The 18,289-nt window shown below is 71.1% G+C and carries 16 protein-coding genes; 13 read left to right on the top strand and 3 right to left on the bottom strand.

Annotated features, from left to right (window positions below; translation table 11 throughout):
• From ACWDR0_RS00735 to ACWDR0_RS00725, 3 genes are read left to right on the top strand one after another with little or no spacing between them, the layout of a single operon-like run.
• On the top strand, positions 1 to 786 hold the full coding sequence (locus ACWDR0_RS00735; protein WP_456349478.1) for a 2,3-dihydro-2,3-dihydroxybenzoate dehydrogenase: 786 nt from the start codon (positions 1 to 3) through the stop codon (positions 784 to 786).
• Positions 787 to 819: 33 nt separating this feature from the next.
• A complete protein-coding gene (locus ACWDR0_RS00730) occupies positions 820 to 1,503 on the top strand; it encodes an isochorismatase family protein (protein ID WP_456349394.1) in 684 nt (227 codons plus the stop codon).
• A 50-nt stretch (positions 1,504 to 1,553) separates the two neighbouring features.
• Positions 1,554 to 2,255: an SDR family NAD(P)-dependent oxidoreductase gene (locus ACWDR0_RS00725; protein ID WP_456349393.1), complete on the top strand. Its 702-nt coding sequence runs from the start codon at positions 1,554 to 1,556 to the stop codon at positions 2,253 to 2,255.
• Here ACWDR0_RS00725 and ACWDR0_RS00720 read toward each other — a convergent pair.
• On the bottom strand, positions 2,248 to 2,988 hold the full coding sequence (locus tag ACWDR0_RS00720) for a DUF6081 family protein (RefSeq protein ID WP_456349392.1): 741 nt from the start codon (positions 2,986 to 2,988) through the stop codon (positions 2,248 to 2,250). The two genes, ACWDR0_RS00725 and ACWDR0_RS00720, sit on opposite strands and share 8 nt — an antisense overlap.
• Positions 2,989 to 3,188: 200 nt before the next feature.
• Between ACWDR0_RS00720 and ACWDR0_RS00715 the strand changes: the two genes are divergently transcribed.
• From ACWDR0_RS00715 to ACWDR0_RS00690, 6 genes are all read left to right on the top strand, one after another.
• Positions 3,189 to 3,524 carry a DUF485 domain-containing protein gene (locus ACWDR0_RS00715; protein WP_456349391.1) on the top strand — a complete coding sequence of 112 codons (336 nt, stop codon included), beginning with the start codon at positions 3,189 to 3,191 and terminating at the stop codon, positions 3,522 to 3,524.
• The gene (locus ACWDR0_RS00710) at positions 3,521 to 5,200 is read left to right on the top strand and encodes a solute symporter family protein (RefSeq protein WP_456349390.1); all 1,680 of its coding nucleotides are present in this window, start codon (positions 3,521 to 3,523) and stop codon (positions 5,198 to 5,200) included. Before ACWDR0_RS00715 ends, ACWDR0_RS00710 begins: the two co-directional genes overlap by 4 nt.
• A gap of 59 nt (positions 5,201 to 5,259) precedes the next feature.
• Positions 5,260 to 6,918, top strand: coding sequence for an FAD-dependent monooxygenase (locus ACWDR0_RS00705; protein ID WP_456349389.1), 1,659 nt, complete (start codon positions 5,260 to 5,262; stop codon positions 6,916 to 6,918).
• 65 nt (positions 6,919 to 6,983) lie between these two features.
• Positions 6,984 to 8,204: a 3-deoxy-7-phosphoheptulonate synthase gene (locus ACWDR0_RS00700; protein ID WP_456349388.1), complete on the top strand. Its 1,221-nt coding sequence runs from the start codon at positions 6,984 to 6,986 to the stop codon at positions 8,202 to 8,204.
• A 27-nt stretch (positions 8,205 to 8,231) separates the two neighbouring features.
• On the top strand, positions 8,232 to 9,722 hold the full coding sequence (locus ACWDR0_RS00695; RefSeq protein WP_456349387.1) for a DUF6851 domain-containing protein: 1,491 nt from the start codon (positions 8,232 to 8,234) through the stop codon (positions 9,720 to 9,722).
• A gap of 221 nt (positions 9,723 to 9,943) precedes the next feature.
• Positions 9,944 to 10,552 carry a response regulator transcription factor gene (locus ACWDR0_RS00690; protein ID WP_456349386.1) on the top strand — a complete coding sequence of 203 codons (609 nt, stop codon included), beginning with the start codon at positions 9,944 to 9,946 and terminating at the stop codon, positions 10,550 to 10,552.
• Positions 10,553 to 10,706: 154 nt separating this feature from the next.
• Here the strand turns inward: ACWDR0_RS00690 and ACWDR0_RS00685 are convergent, their stop codons facing one another.
• Complete coding sequence (locus ACWDR0_RS00685) at positions 10,707 to 11,057, bottom strand: DoxX family protein (protein ID WP_456349385.1); 351 nt, start codon at positions 11,055 to 11,057, stop codon at positions 10,707 to 10,709.
• A 435-nt stretch (positions 11,058 to 11,492) separates the two neighbouring features.
• Here ACWDR0_RS00685 and ACWDR0_RS00680 point away from each other — a divergent pair, with 435 nt between their 5' ends.
• Entirely contained in the window at positions 11,493 to 11,906 is a 414-nt protein-coding gene (locus ACWDR0_RS00680) for a DUF6223 family protein (RefSeq protein ID WP_456349384.1), read from the top strand.
• A gap of 463 nt (positions 11,907 to 12,369) precedes the next feature.
• Positions 12,370 to 13,626, top strand: a complete 1,257-nt coding sequence (locus tag ACWDR0_RS00675) for a cytochrome P450 (protein ID WP_456349383.1) — start codon at positions 12,370 to 12,372, stop codon at positions 13,624 to 13,626.
• Between the two features lie 184 nt (positions 13,627 to 13,810).
• On the opposite strand, the gene ACWDR0_RS00670 is transcribed toward ACWDR0_RS00675, so the two are convergent.
• Complete coding sequence (locus ACWDR0_RS00670) at positions 13,811 to 14,839, bottom strand: LacI family DNA-binding transcriptional regulator (RefSeq protein ID WP_456349382.1); 1,029 nt, start codon at positions 14,837 to 14,839, stop codon at positions 13,811 to 13,813.
• 115 nt (positions 14,840 to 14,954) lie between these two features.
• Between ACWDR0_RS00670 and ACWDR0_RS00665 the strand changes: the two genes are divergently transcribed.
• Positions 14,955 to 15,914 carry a carbon-nitrogen hydrolase gene (locus tag ACWDR0_RS00665; protein ID WP_456349381.1) on the top strand — a complete coding sequence of 320 codons (960 nt, stop codon included), beginning with the start codon at positions 14,955 to 14,957 and terminating at the stop codon, positions 15,912 to 15,914.
• An 837-nt stretch (positions 15,915 to 16,751) separates the two neighbouring features.
• A complete protein-coding gene (locus ACWDR0_RS00660; RefSeq protein WP_456349380.1) occupies positions 16,752 to 18,230 on the top strand; it encodes a sugar transferase in 1,479 nt (492 codons plus the stop codon).
• The last annotated feature ends 59 nt before the right edge of the window (positions 18,231 to 18,289 follow it).

The following is an 18,289-nucleotide window of genomic DNA, read 5'->3' as shown; positions in this document are numbered from 1 at the left end:
ATGCAACTGACCGGAATCGAGTCGAAGGTCGCGCTGGTCACCGGCGCCGCCCAGGGCATCGGGGCGGCCGTGGCGGCCGCACTGGCCGGTTCGGGGGCGCGGATCGCCGCGGTCGACCGCAACGCCGGGGCGCTGGCCACCGTGGTGACGAAGCTCGCGGCGGACGGCGGATCGGCCCGCGCCTACCCGGCCGACGTCCGCGACAGCGAGACGGTCGAGACGCTCGTACGGCACGTCGAGGACGAACTGGGCCCCATCGGCATCCTCGTCAACGCCGCGGGTGTCCTGCACACCGGCCGGGTGGTCGAACTGTCGGACCAACAGTGGCAGGAGACCTTCTCGGTGAACGCGGGCGGTGTCTTCCACATGTCGCGCGCCGTGGCCCGGCGCATGATGCGCCGGCGCGGCGGCGCCATCGTGACGGTGGCGTCCAACGCGGCCGGGGTGCCCCGCACCGAGATGGCCGCGTACGCCGCGTCCAAGGCCGCGTCGGCCCAGTTCACCCGGTGCCTGGGGCTGGAGCTGTCCGGCCACGGCATCCGGTGCAACGTGGTGTCGCCCGGCTCGACCGACACCCCCATGCTGCGGTCCATGCTCGGGGGGAGCACCGACCCGGGACGGGTGATCGACGGCTCCCAGGCCGAGTACCGCGTCGGTATTCCCCTCCGGAAGCTGGCCCGGCCGCAGGACGTGGCCGACGCGGTCGCCTACCTCGTATCCGACCAGGCCGGACACATCACGATGCACGACCTCTACGTGGACGGCGGCGCCGCCCTGCACGTATGACACCGCCCGCCGCGACCAGGAGGTGCACCCAGCATGGCCATGTCCCCGATCGACCCGTACCGGATGCCCGGGCCCGGTGAGCTGCCGGAGGCCGCGATGCCCTGGCGGCCGGACCCGGACCGGGCCGCCGTGCTGGTCCACGACATGCAGCGGTACTTCCTCCGCCCGTTCCCGGCCGGGCGGTCGCCGCTGACCGAACTGGTCGCCCACACCGCGAAGGTTCTGGGCGCGGCCCGCGCGGCCGGAATGCCGGTGCTGTACACGGCACAGCCGGGCGGTATGAGCCGCCGGGACCGGGGGCTGCTGCACGACCTCTGGGGACCCGGAATGAGCACCGACGAGACCGACCGCGGTATCGCCGCGGACGTGGCCCCCGAGCCCGGTGACACCGTACTGACCAAATGGCGCTACAGCGCCTTCCACCGGAGCGACCTGGAGGAGCGGCTGCGGGCGGCGGGGCGCGACCAGCTCCTCGTCTGCGGCGTGTACGCCCATATGGGCTGCCTCCTCACCGCCTGCGACGCGTTCAGCCGCGATATCCAGCCCTTCCTCGTGGCGGACGCCCTCGGCGACGTCTCGCTCGACGACCACCTCATGGCGCTGCGCTACGCGGCGGCCCGGTGCGCGGTACCGCTGTGCACGGAGGACGTGCTGGCCGCACTGGAGCCACGGGCGGCCCGCGGCCCGCTACCCCCCGAACACCGGTTCGGCGGGTAACGGGCCGATCGGAGAAGAACCGGAATCATCCAACGGAGAGGGACGTACCAGTGTCCGATCGCAGACATGTCGTCGTCATCGGCGGAACATCGGGAATCGGGCGGCACTTCGCTCAAACCTGCGCCGCCCAGGGGCACGACGTGGTCATCACCGGCCGTACGGAGGACCGGACCAAAGCGGTGGCCGACGAGATCGGGGGACGTACCCGCGGGCTCGCCCTCGACCTGTCCCACCCGGAACGGACCGGCGCCGCGCTGGCCGGCCTGGAACAGGTCGACTGGCTGGTGCTCACGGCCCTCGACCGCGACCACAACACCGTCCGCGCCTACCGTCCGTCCGCCGCGACCAGCCTGTTCACGGTCAAGCTGGTCGGCTATACGGCAGTCCTGCACGCCCTGGCCCCGCGGATGACGCAGGACGGCTCGGCCGTCCTGCTCGGCGGTCTCGCCAGCCACCGCCCCTACCCCGGGTCCACCACCGTGACCACGGCCAACGGCGGCGTCGCCGCGCTGGTGCGGACGCTGGCGGTGGAGCTCTCACCGATCCGGGTCAATGCCCTGCACCCGGGCATCGTCGCCGACACGCCGTTCTGGAGCGACAAACCCGGCGCCCGGGAGGCCGCGGCGACCCGCGCGCTGACGAAGCGGGCCGTCACCATGCAGGACTGCACCGAAGCCATCGCCTTTCTGCTGGCGAACCGTGCCGTCAACGCCGTGAACCTGAATATCGACGGCGGCGAGCTGCTCATCTGACGGCCGCGGACATCTGCCACGGCCGCCACCAGCCGGTTGCGCCCTGCCCGTGCTCCCGCTCCGCGCGGGTGTAACGGGTCAGGTCCCGCGCGGAGAACAGCGCCATGCCCGCGTGGAAGCCGCCCGGCGCGACCGGCAGTCCGGCCCAGTAGAGCAGCCGCCCGTCCACGTACCACCGCGCCGTGCGGTCCCGGGCACCGTACGAGACGCGGTAGCGGTGCTCCTGCCCGGGCTCCGTCGGAACGTCCAGCACGATCCGGTGGATGTAGTGGTCACGGGGCTGCGTCACCCCGGGCAGCACCAGCCGCTCCACGACCGCGTACACCGTGTCGTTGGTCGCGGCGGCGTTGAGCACCACACCGGTGTCCGGGTCGAAGAGGTTGACCGTACCGAAGGCATCGAGCAGATCGTGCGGGATCTGCCGGTGCGTCCGCACGCCCATGACGACCTCGAACGCCAGCTCGCCCCCCGGCGGCACGGCGAAGCGGCGGACGGACCGGTACATCTGTTTGGCGTTGTTCCGCCGGGGGTCCGTGTCATGGAATCGGGTGAACGGGTCGACGGTCAGTTCCAGCCGCCCGTCTCCCGTACGCACCCGCGCATTGCGGTCCCGGTAGGGGTGCACACTGCCGTCCGTGCCCCGCATCTCCATGATGCGCCAGCGTTCGGGGTCGGGCGCGCTGCTCGTGAAGCCGTCGTAGGTCCAGGTGCCGCTCTCCGGTACTGACGTCATCGGGACACCGTCTCTCCGGCGCGCCCCCGCCGGACATCCCTCGTTCGCGCGGTTCCGGCACCGCCTCACGCCATCTCTCCCCGGCCGTCCCGGGATCCCGTGAATGAGCCATGCTTCGGCCGGCACCGCGAGCCGATACTGCCGTACCTACCACCACGTCACGACGTACTCATGACCACGTCACCAATGGAGGAGGTGTCATGGGCACTACGGATTCGGCCGCGGACGGCCGCTCCTACACCGCCGTATATGACAGCGTTCAGTTCACGGCACTGCGCCGCCGGTCGAACGCTTTCACCCTCTGGGCGAGCGTCACCTTTCTGGGCTGGTGGTTCCTCACCATCCTGCTCGCCGCCTTCACACCCGAGTTCTTCAGACAGGAGCTGGGCGGCCCGGTGACCGTGGGCTTGCTGTTCGTCCTGCTCACCTTCGCCCTGGTGGTCGCGCTGCCGGTGGTGTACCTGCGGTACGCCTGCGAGCGGCTGGACCCCCTGAGCGAGCGGATCCGGGCGGACCTGGAAGGAGACTCCCGATGATCGGGGCCCTGGCCTTGCCGCCGATGCCACCGCTGGTCAACACCTGGGCGGAACCGGCGATCACCATTCCGCTGGCAGTCGCCCTCGCCATCCTGGTGTTCGTCGTCGTGCAGTCGGCCCGCGGCACCATACGCGACTCGGACGACTTCCTGCTCGCGGGCCGCAGGATCGGCGCCGGCTCGAACAGTCTCGCACTGGCCGCCGGCCCCATCATCTACTCGAACATCGTGATCATCACCGGGCACGTCGCCCTCAACGGCTTCGACGCCGTGTTCCTGCTGACGTCCTTCACGGTGTCCATGCTGCTCGGACTCCTGCTCTTCGCCTCGCCCGTACGCAATGTTGGCGGCCACACGCTGGGTGACCTGTTTGCCCTGCGTGCCCGCGAACGGCCCGCCCGGATCGCCTCGGCGGTGGTCACCCTCCTGGTCTGCGCCATGTTCGCGACCTACACCCTGGGCTCGATCAGTCTGATCTCCGACCGGATGCTCGAAATCGACTCCCGGACGGGACAGGCACTGGTGGCCGGGACCGTCGGCCTGATCGTCGTGCTCTGTGTGTTCATGGGCGGAATGCTGGGCGTCACGCGAATGCTCGTGGTCAAGGCGGTCCTGGTCCTCGCCGTCGTTGGGGTGCTGACCCTCCTCGTCCTCGCCGAGTACAAGCTGAACCTTCTCGACCTGCTCCGCGACGCCGAGGCCAATGCCGTGCCGCATCCGAGCGGGCACGGGATGCTGGGCCCCGGGCGGGTGTTCGGAGAGGGCTCGGACCGATGGATCCATGTGTCGAAGGTCTTCTCCATCGTCGTCGGCGTGGCCGCTATGCCGTTCCTCTTCATGCGCAACTTCGCCGTGACGGACGGGCGGGCGGCACGTCGCTCGGCAGGCTGGGCTTCGATCGTCATCGTCGCCTTCTTCGCCTGTGTGACCGTCATCGGGCTCAGCGCCGTATCGATCCTCGGGGCCAAGAACGTCGGCCTCGTGCCGCCCCAGCGCGATATCACCCTGCCCAAGCTGGCGGACGAGCTGGGCGGCCGGTGGCTGGTGGGCGGCCTGGGGGCGATCGCCCTGCTGGTGGTCGCCGGAGTCTTCGCGGCCCTGCTGATGAGCGCGGTCACCTCCGTCACCAAGGACATCAACGCGGGCCGGGGCAGGCGCCCGGACCCGGCCGCCGAACTGAAGGCCGTCCGGCGCAATGTGCTGATCCTCGGCGGTATCGCCATCGTCGTCGCCATCGCCGTCCTGCCCGAGCAGACCCGCATCCTGAGCCCGACGTCCATCGACCTCGGGGGTGCGGCGGTCCTGCCGGCCGTGGTCTACGCCCTCTTCTGGCGGCGCTTCAACACCGCGGGACTGATGTGGTCGGTGTACGGAGGGATCGCCGTGACCATGGTCATGGCGTTCTTCTCCAGCGGAGTGTCGGGCGATCCCGGTGCCCTGTTCCCCGACGCCGACTTCAAGATCTTCGACATCGAAGTCGGGCTGGTCTCGGTACCGGTGGCCTTCCTGCTCGGTTATCTCGGCACGGTCACCAGCAGCGAGCGGAACGACGCCGCGTTCGTCGAGATCCAAGTCCGTGCCCTCACCGGCGCCGTCGTACCGGACCGCAAGGGAGCGCCCGCCGGTGGTCCGGCGGAGCCCGGCCGGCCGCGTGCGGCGTCCGGCGAAGCACCCTGACCAACCCGCGGACGGTGGGGGGCGCACCCATGCCCCCCACCCCTGCTGAAGGGCCCATCGTGGAATCGGTACCCGTTCTGGTCGTCGGCGCCGGGCCGGTCGGCATGGTCGCCGCCCTGGAGCTCGCCCGCCACGGCGTTCGCTGCGTACTCGTCGACCGGGAAACCGGTACGACCGTTCACCCGAAACTGGACTACGTCAACTCCCGGAGCATGGAACTGCTCGGCCGGCTCGGCATCGCCGACGACATCCGGTCCGCCGGGGTCGGACCCGGGCACCGGGCCGATGTGATCTGGTCGACCGGACTCGGCGGCGACCCGATCACGACCTGGGAGCTGCCTTCGGTGGCCGAGCAGCGCCGCCGGGCCGCCGCCTCCGACGACGGCTCCCACCCGCGCGAGCCGGGGCAGCGGATCTCCCAGATCCGGCTGGAGCCGGTCCTGCGCGAGCACTGCCGGCGCGATCCGCATATCGAGCTGCGGTGCGGGGTGCGGTTCGAGTCGCTCGTCCAGGACGCCGACGGGGTGACCAGCGAACTGGCCGATCCCGCCACCGGCGAGCACATCCGGCTGCGATCGCGTTACGTGCTCGGCTGCGACGGCGCGTCCGGCCGGGTGCGGCAGGCCGTCGGCATCGGCGAGGACGGCTTCGGCGTCCCCGGGCTCCCGGGCGCCTTTATGGTGCACTTGACCAGCCGTGACCTCGGCACCCTCCACCGGCACGGGCCGTTCTGGCACTACTTCGCCTTCCGATACGTGATCATCGCCCAGGACGAGGTGGACACCTGGACGGTCCATGTCAACGGTACGAGTCCGGACGAGTTCGCCGTCCCGCCCGCCGACCCGGAGGCGTTCCTGCACGCCACGGTGGCACCCGAGCTGAAGATCGACAAAGTGCTTCTGACCTCGCGCTGGCGCCCCGGCTTCGCGATCGCCGACCGCTACCGGGAAGGACGCGTCCTGCTCGCCGGGGACTCCGCCCACCGGATGTTCCCGACGGGTGCGTACGGAATGAACACCGGCATCGGCGACGCGGTCGACGCGGCCTGGAAGACCGCGGCACTGGTCCGGGGGTTCGGCGGGCCCGCACTGCTCGACAGCTACGAGGCGGAGCGCCGTCCGGTCGGCCTGCGCAATATGCATACGTCGCACCGGCATCTCGGCGTCCACCTCCGCGCGGGTGAACTCCTCCGCGGCGGCGCCGCCCCCGAAGCCGTCGCCGCCTACCTCCGGGCCGAGCGCGGCGAGAACGAGTACCGGGGGATCGAGTTCGGCTATCGCTACGAAGAGTCCCCCGTGATCCGGCCGGAGGGCACTCCCGAACCCCCGTACAACCCCGCGGAGTACACCCCGACGACCCGGCCGGGCAGCCGCCCGCCGAGTCTCTTCCTCCGGGACGGCACCGCACTGTACGACCTCCTGGGCCCGTTCTTCACCCTCGTCGACTTCGCCGGTGACGGCAGGGCGTCGCCACTGCTGGACGCCGCGGCGGCACAGGGACTGCCGGTCACCCACACCGTGGTGACCGACGCGGCCGCCCGGCGCCTGTGGGAACGCGACCTCGTCCTGGTCAGACCCGATCACCAGGTCGCCTGGCGGGGTGACCGGCCCCCCGCGGACCCGGCCGCCGTGGTCCGGCGGGTCCGGGGCGCCGCCGCTGCGGCCGGGGCCGCGGACGGACCCCGGTCCGGCCGGATGACCACCCCGCGCATCGGGTGACCGGGCCGCGGACCTTCCACCGCCGGTACGGATTCCGTCCGGCCGGTACCCCGACGGGAGCACTGATGCAGCAACCCACCTCTGCCGCGGCCGCCACCCGGTCCCGGCCCGGCCGGGACGGGCCGGCGAACCAGCAGCCGGACTGGCGCGGCCACGCCGCCTACCCGGCCGCCTGCGCCAGGCTGGCCTCGGCGGCTCCCCTGGTCTCCCCGGCCGAGGTCCGGGCGCTGCGGCGGACGCTGGCCCGGCTCACGGACACCGGCTCCCTCGTCCTGCAACTCGGCGACTGCGCCGAGAGCCTCTACGAATGCACCCCACGCCATGTGGCGGAGAAACTGAAGGTCATCGACGCACTGGCGGACCGGTTCGCCGAACTCACCGGCGGGAGCGTCGTCCGGATCGGCCGGATGGGCGGACAGTTCGCCAAACCCCGGTCGCGGGAGACCGAACGCCACGGGGGACGGGAGATGCCGTCCTTCCGGGGCCACATGATCAACTCGGCGATCCCGACCCCGCTCACCCGGCTGCCCAACCCCCGGCGGATGGTCTGGGCCTACCAGGCCGGCGCGGAGGTGCACGCGGCGATGCGGGAGCACCGCGCGGCCGGCGGCCTTCCCGGGGAAGGGCCCTGGTCCAGCCATGAGGCTCTGGTGATCGACTACGAGTCCCGTCTGATCCGCACCGACCCCGCGGCGGACGAGGCGTATCTGTCCTCGACCCACTTTCCGTGGGCGGGGGAGAGGACCCGTGAACCCGGCGGTGCGCATATCGCCCTGCTGTCCTCGGTGGTCAATCCGGTGGGCTGCAAGATCGGTCCGGCCGCCGATCCGGACGATGTCCTGCGGGTCTGCGCGGCGCTCGACCCGCAACGCGAGCCCGGCCGTCTCGTCCTGATCCCCAGAATGGGCTGGGACCGGATCCGGGACACCCTGCCCCGGCTCGTGCGCGGGGTGGCGAACGCGGGCCACCCGGTCGTCTGGCTGTGCGACCCCATGCACGGCAATACGACGACCAGCGGCTCGGGCCTGAAGACGCGGCACCTCTCCCATGTGATGGCCGAGGTGGTGGCGTTCCGGGACGTCCTGGAGGCGAACCGGCAGTACGCGGGCGGACTCCATCTGGAGGTGGCGGCGGCCGATGTCACGGAGTGCGTCGGTGGTTCCGTGCCGGACGAAGAGGCGCTGGAACGGCGCTACACCTCGCTGTGCGACCCGCGGCTGAACATCCACCAGGCCGGCGAAGTCATCGGCGCCTGGACAACCGGAACGGTTCCCGCTCCTCGCTGAGCGGGACCTATGCGAAAGGAGTATGCGGTGAAGAAAGGGAAAGGGCTGCCGAACCGGCCCTTGGGCTTCGCCGTGACCATGGTCACGGCGGCAGCGCTGGTGGGATCGCTGACGAGCGCGGCGCCCGCGGCACCGCGACAGGCCGCGGGGTTCGACCTGGACCGGGGGAACGCCTTGGTGGGAGTCGTGTATCCCAAGTTCCAACGGGTGTCGCGGGACCAGAGCAACGGACGTTCGGTGACCCTGACGGTCGACCATGCCATGCTGATCGAGATGCCGTGGTTCGACGCCATCGCCCCGTACCATCCGACGGCTGTGGGCATCTTCTCCGATCTCGGCCGCCGGCCCGCGGCGGAGCATACGATCCGGAACAAGAACATCGCGGTGATCTACTCCGCCTTCACCTCGTTCAACAAGTACCTCCCGCAGTACAGGACCCGGTGGCTCGAAATGATGGAGTCCGCAGGTCTGGACCCCAACAACACCGCGGAGGACCCGACGACTCCGAGCGGCATAGGCATTCTCGCCGCCAAGAACGCCATGAAGGCGCGGGACGGGGACGGCTCCAACCGGGACGGTGACGCGGGCGGCCGTACGTACAACCGCCGACCCTATGCCGACTACAGCGGATACCGGCCGGTCAACACCGCGGACGAGCTGCGCTCACCATCCCGCTGGCAGCCGAATCTGACCTCCGCCAACGACGTCTACCGCGGCCAGCAGTTCGCGACTCCTCACTACGGCCGTGTGCGGCCCTTCTCCTACAACAGCCCCAGTCAGTTCAAGGTGTCTCCGCCGAGCAGCAGCGACCATCGGAATCGTCGCTCCTACAAAAGCCAGGCCGACACGGTCCTGAAGGCTTCGGCCGGCCTGGACGACCGCCGGAAGATGATGGCCGAGCTTTTCAACGACAAGGTGGTGACCTTCGGCACCACGGCCGGGACGCCCGTGGTCACGGACGGAAAGTACGACATCGAGAAGATGGTGCACTACATCACCTCGTCCGACGTGGCCTTCGTCGATGTCACCATCGCCACCTGGCACTTCAAACGCAAGTTTGACTCGGTGCGGCCGGTCAGCGCGATCCGGCACGTGTACGGCGACCGGAAGATCACCGCCTGGGGCGGCCCGGGTGCCGGTACGGTCGCCGACATCACGGGGAACGAATGGCAGGGCTATCTCAACCGCTATGCCGCCGATCACGCCGAGTACCCTTCCGTGACGTCCTCTCTCTGCCTGGCCTTCGCCCAGCAGGTACGGCGCTTCACAGGCACCGACCAGGCCAATATCCGGGCTCCCTTCGCCAAGGGCTCCTCACTGGTGGAACCGGGAACCACACCGGCCGGTGATATGACACTGAGCTGGAGCAACTGGACGGACTTCGCCCGGGACTGCGGTGAGAGCAGGATCTGGGCCGGTGAGAACTTCCCGGCTGCCGTCGAGGCCTCGCACCAGTACGCCCCGCGGATCGGCGACCTCAGCTACGAGTTCGTCCAACGGAAGATCAACGGCGGCTGACCCGCCGCCCGGCGGTCGCGCGCCGGCCCGGTGCGGGCCGTCCCCGCCGTGAGTCTCGGATGCTGGAAACGGGAGGTAGAGGAGTTGAGGCCGGTGGGGCTAGGGTCACGGCTGCGACTCGAAAGCATGGGCGGGGGACTCATCAATGACCGATCGCTGTACTTCCGTCGGCCCGTACTCCGGGACCGGTGCCCCGGTACGCCTCCCCGGGAGGGAGCGGGATGGCCATTAGGGTCGTCCTGGCCGAGGAGGAAGCTCTCACCAGAGAGGCCCTGACGGAACTCCTTCAGCTGTCCGGTGATATCGAGGTCGTCGCCCACACGGGCCGGGGCGACCAGGTGCTGGAACTCGTGGCGGAGCACCGGGCGGAGCTCGTCGTCCTCGACATCCGCATGCCGGGTATGAGCGGACTCGACGTCGCCGAACAGCTGAGCCGGGAACGGCCCGGGTTCCCCGTGGTGATCCTGAGCAGTGCTCTGCGGCCGGGGTATCTGCGGCGGGCCCTGCGGGCCGGCGTGCGCGGAGTTCTCACCAAGAACACCTCCGTGCGGGAGCTGCGCGGCGTCATCGGTCACGTCCATTCGGGAGGAGGGCATTTCCCTCCTCACCTGGTCGCCGAGATGCTGGCCGCCGGAGAGAACCCGCTGACGGCCCGTGAGGCGGAAATACTGAAGGCGGCCGAGGGCGGACGTCCGCTCAATGTCATCGCATCAGAGATGCATCTGAGCCCCGGAACCGTCAGAAACCATATTCACTCCGCCATCCACAAGCTGAAGGCGGAGAACAGGATTGCCGCTGTACATGCCGCTTCAAGGGCCGGGTGGATCTGAATTTCTCCCACCGGGTGCGGAGAGCGGGATTTCCCCGGATCCGGGGTGACACGGATCCGGGGAAACCCGCCTTCGGCCGGGGCGGCGGTTTCGCCGTCCTGCCCCGGACCTTGGGGCGGGACGGACCCCTGGGAGGCGCGGCGGAGAGCTTCCGCTAGCCGGCCGGCTGCCTGATGCGATCCCGTCGCGCCCAGGCGACGGCGGCGCTGAGCAGGAGCAGTACGACTGCGAGGAGCGAGAATGCGCTGATGATGATGTTGGTGATCACCGCGCCGACCATCAGGGCGGCAAGCCCCAGGGCGGCGAGACCCGAAAGGCGCGGTACGAGCAGACCGACGGAACCGGCTACTTCGAGCACGCCGACGAAGTACCGGAGCCACTGGCCTGCCCCGATTTCATCGAAGGCGTCCACCATTTGTTCGGCGCCGGCGAGCTTCGCCGATCCGGCGGCCAGAAATGTCAGGATCAGCAGTGCCTGGCAGACCAGTACGGCAAACCTGGTCACTCCGCCCGGCCCGGTCTCCGGAGAATGTGCCTGTCCATTCAATAGGTCCCCCCGTGGCCGTGGTGATGCAAACCGGTGCCCTGGACCATAGTTGTGCATCGAGAGCAGGTCAATTGCCGGGAATCCGGTTCCCGGGTTTGATTGATCGGAACCGGGGCTGCGAAGAAGCGGCCGTTGTTCTGCCGCTGTTTTGATCCCCCGGCTCCGGAGACCGCCGTTCCCGACGGCCGGCCGGCCCGTCCGCGCGACGCCGGGTACCGAGCGCACGGCACCCGGTTACTGCGACGGCGGTAGACGACTGCTGTGGGAGCAGACTCCGGCTCGTCCGATACCGCCCGAACGGTAGCCCGGGTGACTACCCCGGCATGACGACCGGTGGGCCCGTCGATACCTACGCTCCCTCCGTACCCGTGATGAAAGCCGAAGGGATTCCCGATGTCCGTCCGCCACTTGCTCACCACCACCGCAGCCGCCGTGTCCGCCGGGTTCTGGCTGGCCGCGCCGGCGGCCGCGAACGTCCTGGTCGCGGAGGGGGACAGCGACGGCGGATCCGGACGGGGCCCGTCCGTCGCAGCCCTGGCGGCCGCGCTGATCAGCCTGGCGATCGGCGTCTGGGTCCTGCGCGCCGGCCGTCGTGAGGGCACCGGAAACGTACGGAACGGAGCCTTCGCCGGTGTGGCGGTGGGGCTGATCGGCCTGGTCGTCGGCGTGGTCGCCCTGGCCGGCGCGGACGGCGGCGTCGGGAGCGGGGGTGGGCGCGGCGGCTCCGTCGTGGCCATTGTGGTGGCGCTGATCGGCGTGGGGCTCGGCGCCCGGGCTCTGATGCGCTCCGGGCGCACGGTCGGCTGACGCACCGGATCGCCGTCCTGCGGCCTCGGTGACGCACGGAGCCGGGGCGAACGGACGGGCCTGGACCTGCTGTCCGCGGTCGCGCGAGCGGGCGGGCAGCGGAGTGGCGCCGGCGGCGCGGACCCCCGCCGCGAGCCGGTCACCCCGTGGCCCCGGACCGACCGGTCCGGGGCCACGGTTGTTCGCTTTCGTATACGGATACGGCCGGTCCTGGTCAGCTGCGGAACTCCCCGTACGTCCGCACCCGGGGCGTCCCGGCGCCGCCCGGCCCGGTCCGGGGGCGGGGTGAGCAGCAGCCCGGGGGCGGTGGTGAGAGCGCCCCACGGAACCGGACCGGAGGCACTGGTGGCACCTCGGCCGCCCCCGCGGAGTCCGCATCCCGTGCCGCCGTACGGGGAAGGACCACCATGGCGGGACGGGGCGCGGCTCCGCCCCGGCACGGCCCCGGGGAAAGGGTGTGTCCATGGGCGGTGACCCCCGTGACGCGGGTGAACCGGGCGGGCCCGGCGACGGGTTCGGCTTCCGCAGGATCGAGCGCGGCAACGCGGCGGGGTGTCCCGTCGGGCGGGGCGCCGACGGGGTGTGGGAGGTGCGCGGGTACGAGGAGGCGCGCGCCGTCCTGCGCAGTACCTCGACCGTGCAGGCCGGGCTCGGTGTCGAGTCGGTGTCGAAGCTGCCGAAACGCATCCGGCGGCCCGTGCTCTACCGCGACGGTCCGGAACACCGCGACCATCGCCGCCAGACCGCGCGGTTCTTCACCCCGCGCCGGGTCGAGGAGCACTACCGGGAGGTGATGGTCCGGGTCGCCCGGTCGCTGACCGGCCGGCTCCGCGCCGACGGCCGGGCGCGGCTCTCCGATCTGAGCTTCGATCTCGCGATCGAAGTCGCCTGCGCGGTCATCGGCCTGACGGACAGCAGACCCGGAATCAAGGAGCGCCTGGAGCGTTTCTTCCCCGAGCGGTTCGGCACACCGGGGCTGACGACTCCGCACGGCATCTACTGGACCGTGCGGCAGAACACCGACTGGCTGCGGGTGTACCTCGGCGATGTGCGCCCCGCCGTACGGGCCCGCCGCCGCACCCGGCGGGACGACCTGATCTCCCATCTCATCGACGACGGCTGCTCCGACGCCGAGATCCTCGGCGAGTGCCTCACCTTCGCCGCGGCGGGCATGGTCACCACCCGGGAGTTCATCAGCGCCGCGGCCTGGCATCTGTTCTCCGACGCGGAGCTGCTGGCGCACTACCGGGCGGCGGACGAGCCGGGCAGGCTCGCCGTACTCGGGGAGATCCTCCGGCTCGAACCGGTCGTGGGCCGTCTCAGCCGCCGTACCACCGGACCCCTCGGGCTGCCCGGCCCCGGCGGTGAGCCGCTCACCGTCCCGGCCGGGGACCGGATCGACATCCTGGTCGAGCACACCAATACGGACGAACGGACCGTCGGCGCCGGGCCGGACCGGCTCTGCCCGGGGCGCGCCATGAAGGACGCGGGGGCACCGGGGCTGGCCTTCGGCGACGGTCCCCACAAATGTCCGGGCATGCATATCGCGCTGCTGGAGTCGGACATCTTCCTCAGCCGGCTGTTCGCCCTGCCCGGAGTGCGGATGGTGAACCCGCCGACGGTCGGTTTCATCGAAGCCATCGGCAGTTACGAGCTGCGGAACTGCGTCCTGGAAGTGGACAGGGGCACGGAGCAGGGGACGGTGACCGGTGGCGGCTGAGCGCACCGTCCCGCTGCCGCCGGGGTGCCGCGGCCCGCGGATCGCCCGGGCGCCGTCGACCGGGTGATCCGGGGGATGACCGGCCCCGGGCCCGCCGCGGTGCCTTCGGCGGTGTGCGGCGTACGGCGTACGACACCGGACGTACGGATCCGGCGTACGGCACCGGCACCGCCACCGGTGCCCGTCAGGCCGCTCCGGGGCCGCTCCCGCCGGGACTCCGCCCCAGCGTCGAGGCCCGGGTCTCCAGCGTCCAGTCGTGACTGCGGACCGTGTCCGGGGGCGTACGGCCCGCGAGGATATCGCAGAGGAGGTCGGCACAGGCGCGGCCGTACTCCGCGGGGCGCAGGTCGACGGCGGTGACGGGCGGGTCCGCGCCGAGCGCGGCGGGGCCGTCGACGCAGGACGCGACGAGCAGGTCGTGACCGACCCGGCGGCCCCGGGCGGCGGCCGCCTCCAGGACGCCCGGGGCCGAGCCGTCCGGGGCGCAGACCACGGCGTCGATGTCCGGATCGGCGTCGAGCAGGGCGAGGGTCGCCGCTGCGGTCTCGCGGGGGGTGGCCGCGAAGGCGACCGTCCGGAGGGTCACGGGGGTGCCGTGCGTACGTCCCCAGTCCGCGGCGGTGGTGTGCAGCGCGGCCGCCCACGCGGAGGTGTCGGCGGGGGCGAGCAGTGCGGGCCGGCGGGCGCCGCGGTCGCGGAGGTGGCCGAGGATCGCGGTCAGCGATGCGGAGTTGTCGCAGACGACGGCGCCGCTCGGGGCCGGTACGGGGCCCAGATAGCGCTCGCCCGTGACGACCGGGACCCCGGCGTCGAGCAGGGCGGGCACGGCGGTGTCGCCCACCTCGGGGTCCATCACCAGCAGCCCGTCGACGCGCGAAGCCAGCGGGCCGTGGTCACCGGTGGCGGGGGCCAGGAGAACGACGTCGAACCCCTCCTCCTGTGCCCGGGCGACGGCCCCGAAGGCCAGGTTCATGTAGTAGGCGAGCCGGGTCGCGGTCTGCGGGAGGTGCAGGCCGACGGCGCCGGTGCTGGCGCTGCGGAGCCGGCGGGCGGCGCTGTTGGGGCGGTAGCCCAGCCGTCCGGCGACCTCCCGGACATGGTCGCGGGTGGTCTCGGCGATCCGCCCCGAGCCCTGGAGCGCGTTGGAGGCGGTGCTCTTGGAGACCCCGGCGGCGCGGGCTACATCGAGGAGGGTCACGGTGCGGGCGGTCACACATCGGAAGTCTAGACGCTGGGAGCCACTCTTGCTGGAACGTTCCAGCAGGGTTTAGATTCGGATTGCTGGAACGTTCCAGCAGTCCGTCCGCCCCTTGCCGTCTGGATTCCCCATGCGTGTGATCACCGCGTACAACCCGCCCGCTTCCCCCAGCCGCACCCGCCCCGCCGACCGCGCGCCGCTCCGGGTCGCCGCCGTCCAGCACCGCTGGCACGACGATCCCGCCGAGCACCGCGCCGCGCTCCTCGAAGGCATCCGGCTCGCGGCGGAGGAGGGCGCGCGGGTGGTGTGTCTCCAGGAGCTGACGCTGTCGCCGTACTTCGCGGTGGTACGGAAGGCCGACCATGCGGCCCCGGCCGAGCCCGAGGACCTGCTGACCGGCCCCACCTTCACCTTCGCCGCGGAGGCGGCCCGCGAGCACGGCGTGTACGTGCACGCCTCCCTCTACGAGAAGGCCCCGGCGCCCGGCGGCGAGGACGACGGCCTCGGCTACAACACGGCGATCCTGGTGGCCCCGGACGGCACTCTCGCCCAGCGGACCCGCAAGACGCATATCCCGGTCACCGACGGCTACTACGAGGACCACTGGTTCCGGCCGGGCCCGGCCGGTGCCGACGCGTTCCCGGTGGTACGGGTCGGCGAGGCGGGCCTCGGGCTGCCGACCTGCTGGGACCAGTGGTTCCCCGAGGTGGCCCGTGCCTACTCCCTCGCGGGCGCCGATATCCTCGTCTATCCGACGGCCATCGGCTCCGAGCCCGGCCATCCCGGCTTCGACACCCAGCCGCTCTGGCAGAAGGTCATCACGGGCAACGCCGTCGCCAACGCCACCTTCATGGTCGTGCCCAACCGGATCGGCGCCGAGGGCGGTCTGGTCTTCTACGGCAGCTCCTTCATCGTCGATCCGTACGGCCGGGTCCTCGCCCAGGCCCCGCGCGACGAACCCGCCGTCCTCGTCGCCGACCTCGACCTCGACGCCCGCCGCGACTGGCTGGAGCTCTTCCCCTTCCTCGCCACCCGCCGCCCCGACGCCTATGCGCCGCTGACCGAAGGCTCCTCGGCCACGGACTCCTGAGACCGCGGCGGGGAACGTCCCGCTCCGCCCCGCCGGCCCGCCCCGTCCCCGGGGCGGGCCGCGCTGTCCGGATCCTCACCCCGGGAGCCGCCGGGACCTGCCCGCACCGGACCGCGCCGGCCTGCGCACCACGGGGCCGGCGGGGTTTCCCGGCGGCCGGTCTGCCACCGGCCGGTATTCCCCCTGTGGCCCGACAGGCTGGTGTTAAACCTGTGAAGAGAGTGTTTTCTGTTTTCAGGTAAATCTCATTCGGCGGGGAAGTGTGAAGAACTTTTCCGGGCCGTACCGGGGGTCGGAGGTAATGATCATCAAGGCCGCCGGGCGGCTGGTTTTCGATCGTCACCAGGCATGTCTTCTCCGTCGGGCAACCCGTCGGCGGTCATCCGCCGGAGCACCGGGTTTCAAAGGTTGACCACAACTTGTACACATCCCCTCTCCAACCCCCGTCCGATGGTCTAGATTGACCGTGCTTCAGCAGTTCGGACACGAGGCGAACAATAATGAATTTTTGGTCCGGCGCTCTGTACAGCCGGCAGTCACGTCCCCGGCGCCGTGCGTGGGGGTGAGCAATTCCCGGAACCCGGGAGGGGGCCTGGATGCCGGGAGCATCCGGGGTTCCGGCGGGTTCCCGTGCACCTGGTGGGGGCGGCAGGGCGGTTGAGCCCGCTGCCCCGGGGTGGGGTGTTCACACAGCGCTGAAACAGCCGGATCGTCATGCGCGGGAGGCGGGGGCCTGCCGCGGGGAGGAACAGCGCGACACGGGAGGCGGGGGCCTCCCGGGGGGCAGGAACCGTGTGAGGCGAATACGTCGAAGCGATGGTGACCTGGGGGGTTTCTGTGAAGCAGGGGGGATTAGCCAACCCGTATGCGTCGGCGCATGGGCGTCTGGCGGACGGGGCAATCAGCCATCACGCGATCGACTGGGAGGAACGGTACCGGCGTACCGTGATCACCAGCGATACCGTGGCCACCGCCCTGGTGGTTGCGGCCATCGGGAACTTCTTCGGGGTCCGCGACGCGGCAGACTGGCACGAGAAGTGGGGAATTCTCGCATTCGGGACCGAACTGCTGGTGCTGGGAGCCCTCGCGGTGAGCCGCGCATGGGCACCGGCCGTACTCGGCCAGGGTGCCGAGGAATTCCGCCGGCTCGGCCGCTCGCTGTTCGCGGCGGCCGTCCTGCTGGCACTCGGCGGGATAGCCCTCAGCTCCCGCAACATCAAACTCTGGATCTTCGTCGCGATCCCGGCGCTCGCGCTCGTCACCATGACGGCGCGCTATCTGCTACGCCTCTGGCTGCACAAACAGCGTAAAGAGGGACGGTGCCTGAGACCGGTGCTCGCCGCCGGGAGCCTCGCCACCGTCAGCGATCTGATCACCCGGGCCCGCAAGTTCCCGCACCTCGGCTGGCGGGTGGACGCGGTCTGCACCACGGACGGCCGCGGTCCCGACGGCGGAATGCTGGACGGGGTGCCGGTCGTCGGCCGGCTGGCGGACGTCGCCGACCACGTACGGCGCGACGGCTACCGGGTCGTCGCCATCACCCCGGACCCGCACTGGTCACCGGAGCGGCTGCAACGGCTCGCCTGGAACCTCGAAGGCAGCGACGCCGATATGGTCGTCGCCCCCGTACTGATGGAAGTGGCCGGACCCCGGCTGCACATCGACGCGGTGCTCGGGATCCCGCTGCTGCGGGTCAGCATGCCGGTCTTCACCGGGGGCCGCCGGGTGGTCAAGGCGGTCGTCGACCGGATGGGCGCGGCGGTCCTGCTGCTCCTCTTCGCGCCGCTGATGGTCCTCGTCGGACTGCTCGTCCTGCTGGACAGCCGGGGCGGGGCGTTCTACCGCCAGCGCAGGGTCGGCAAGGACGGCCGCGAGTTCACCATCCTGAAGTTCCGCACCATGGTCGCCGGGGCCGACCGGGCACGTGCCGCCCTGGCCGACCGCAACGAGGGCGCCGGTCTGCTCTTCAAGCTCCGGCGGGATCCCCGGGTCACCCGGGTCGGCGCGGTGCTGCGCCGGTACTCGATAGACGAACTGCCCCAGCTCTTCAACGTACTCACCGGATCGATGTCGCTCGTCGGGCCGCGGCCCCCGCTGCCCGAGGAGTCCGCCGCGTACGGCCCGGACATCCGGCGCAGGCTGCTGGTCAAACCGGGGCTCACCGGCCTCTGGCAGATCAGCGGACGCAGCGATCTGCCGTGGGACGAAGCGGTCCGGCTGGACCTGCGGTACGTGGAGGACTGGTCGCTCGCCCTGGACACGGTGATCCTGTGGAAGACGCTGCGCGCGGTGCTCCACGGACAGGGGGCGTACTGATGGCCGGGGAACGGCGGTTCCCGCGGCGCAAGGGGCTCGACGGCGCGCGGACCGCAGGC

It is taken from the genome of Streptomyces sp. NPDC003691 (genome assembly GCF_053981115.1).
This window is presented reverse-complemented; position numbering and strand designations above follow the sequence as displayed.

Excerpts from the sequence above, each read along its gene's own strand:
- ACWDR0_RS00735 (WP_456349478.1), top strand. The coding sequence starts at position 1 with ATGCAACTGACCGGAATCGAGTCGAAGGTCGCGCTGGTCACCGGCGCC.
- ACWDR0_RS00730 (WP_456349394.1), top strand. The coding sequence starts at position 820 with ATGGCCATGTCCCCGATCGACCCGTACCGGATGCCCGGGCCCGGTGAG.
- ACWDR0_RS00720 (WP_456349392.1), bottom strand. The coding sequence starts at position 2,988 with ATGACGTCAGTACCGGAGAGCGGCACCTGGACCTACGACGGCTTCACG.
- ACWDR0_RS00715 (WP_456349391.1), top strand. The coding sequence starts at position 3,189 with ATGGGCACTACGGATTCGGCCGCGGACGGCCGCTCCTACACCGCCGTA.
- ACWDR0_RS00710 (WP_456349390.1), top strand. The coding sequence starts at position 3,521 with ATGATCGGGGCCCTGGCCTTGCCGCCGATGCCACCGCTGGTCAACACC.
- ACWDR0_RS00700 (WP_456349388.1), top strand. The coding sequence starts at position 6,984 with ATGCAGCAACCCACCTCTGCCGCGGCCGCCACCCGGTCCCGGCCCGGC.
- ACWDR0_RS00690 (WP_456349386.1), top strand. The coding sequence starts at position 9,944 with ATGGCCATTAGGGTCGTCCTGGCCGAGGAGGAAGCTCTCACCAGAGAG.
- ACWDR0_RS00680 (WP_456349384.1), top strand. The coding sequence starts at position 11,493 with ATGTCCGTCCGCCACTTGCTCACCACCACCGCAGCCGCCGTGTCCGCC.
- ACWDR0_RS00675 (WP_456349383.1), top strand. The coding sequence starts at position 12,370 with ATGGGCGGTGACCCCCGTGACGCGGGTGAACCGGGCGGGCCCGGCGAC.
- ACWDR0_RS00665 (WP_456349381.1), top strand. The coding sequence starts at position 14,955 with ATGCGTGTGATCACCGCGTACAACCCGCCCGCTTCCCCCAGCCGCACC.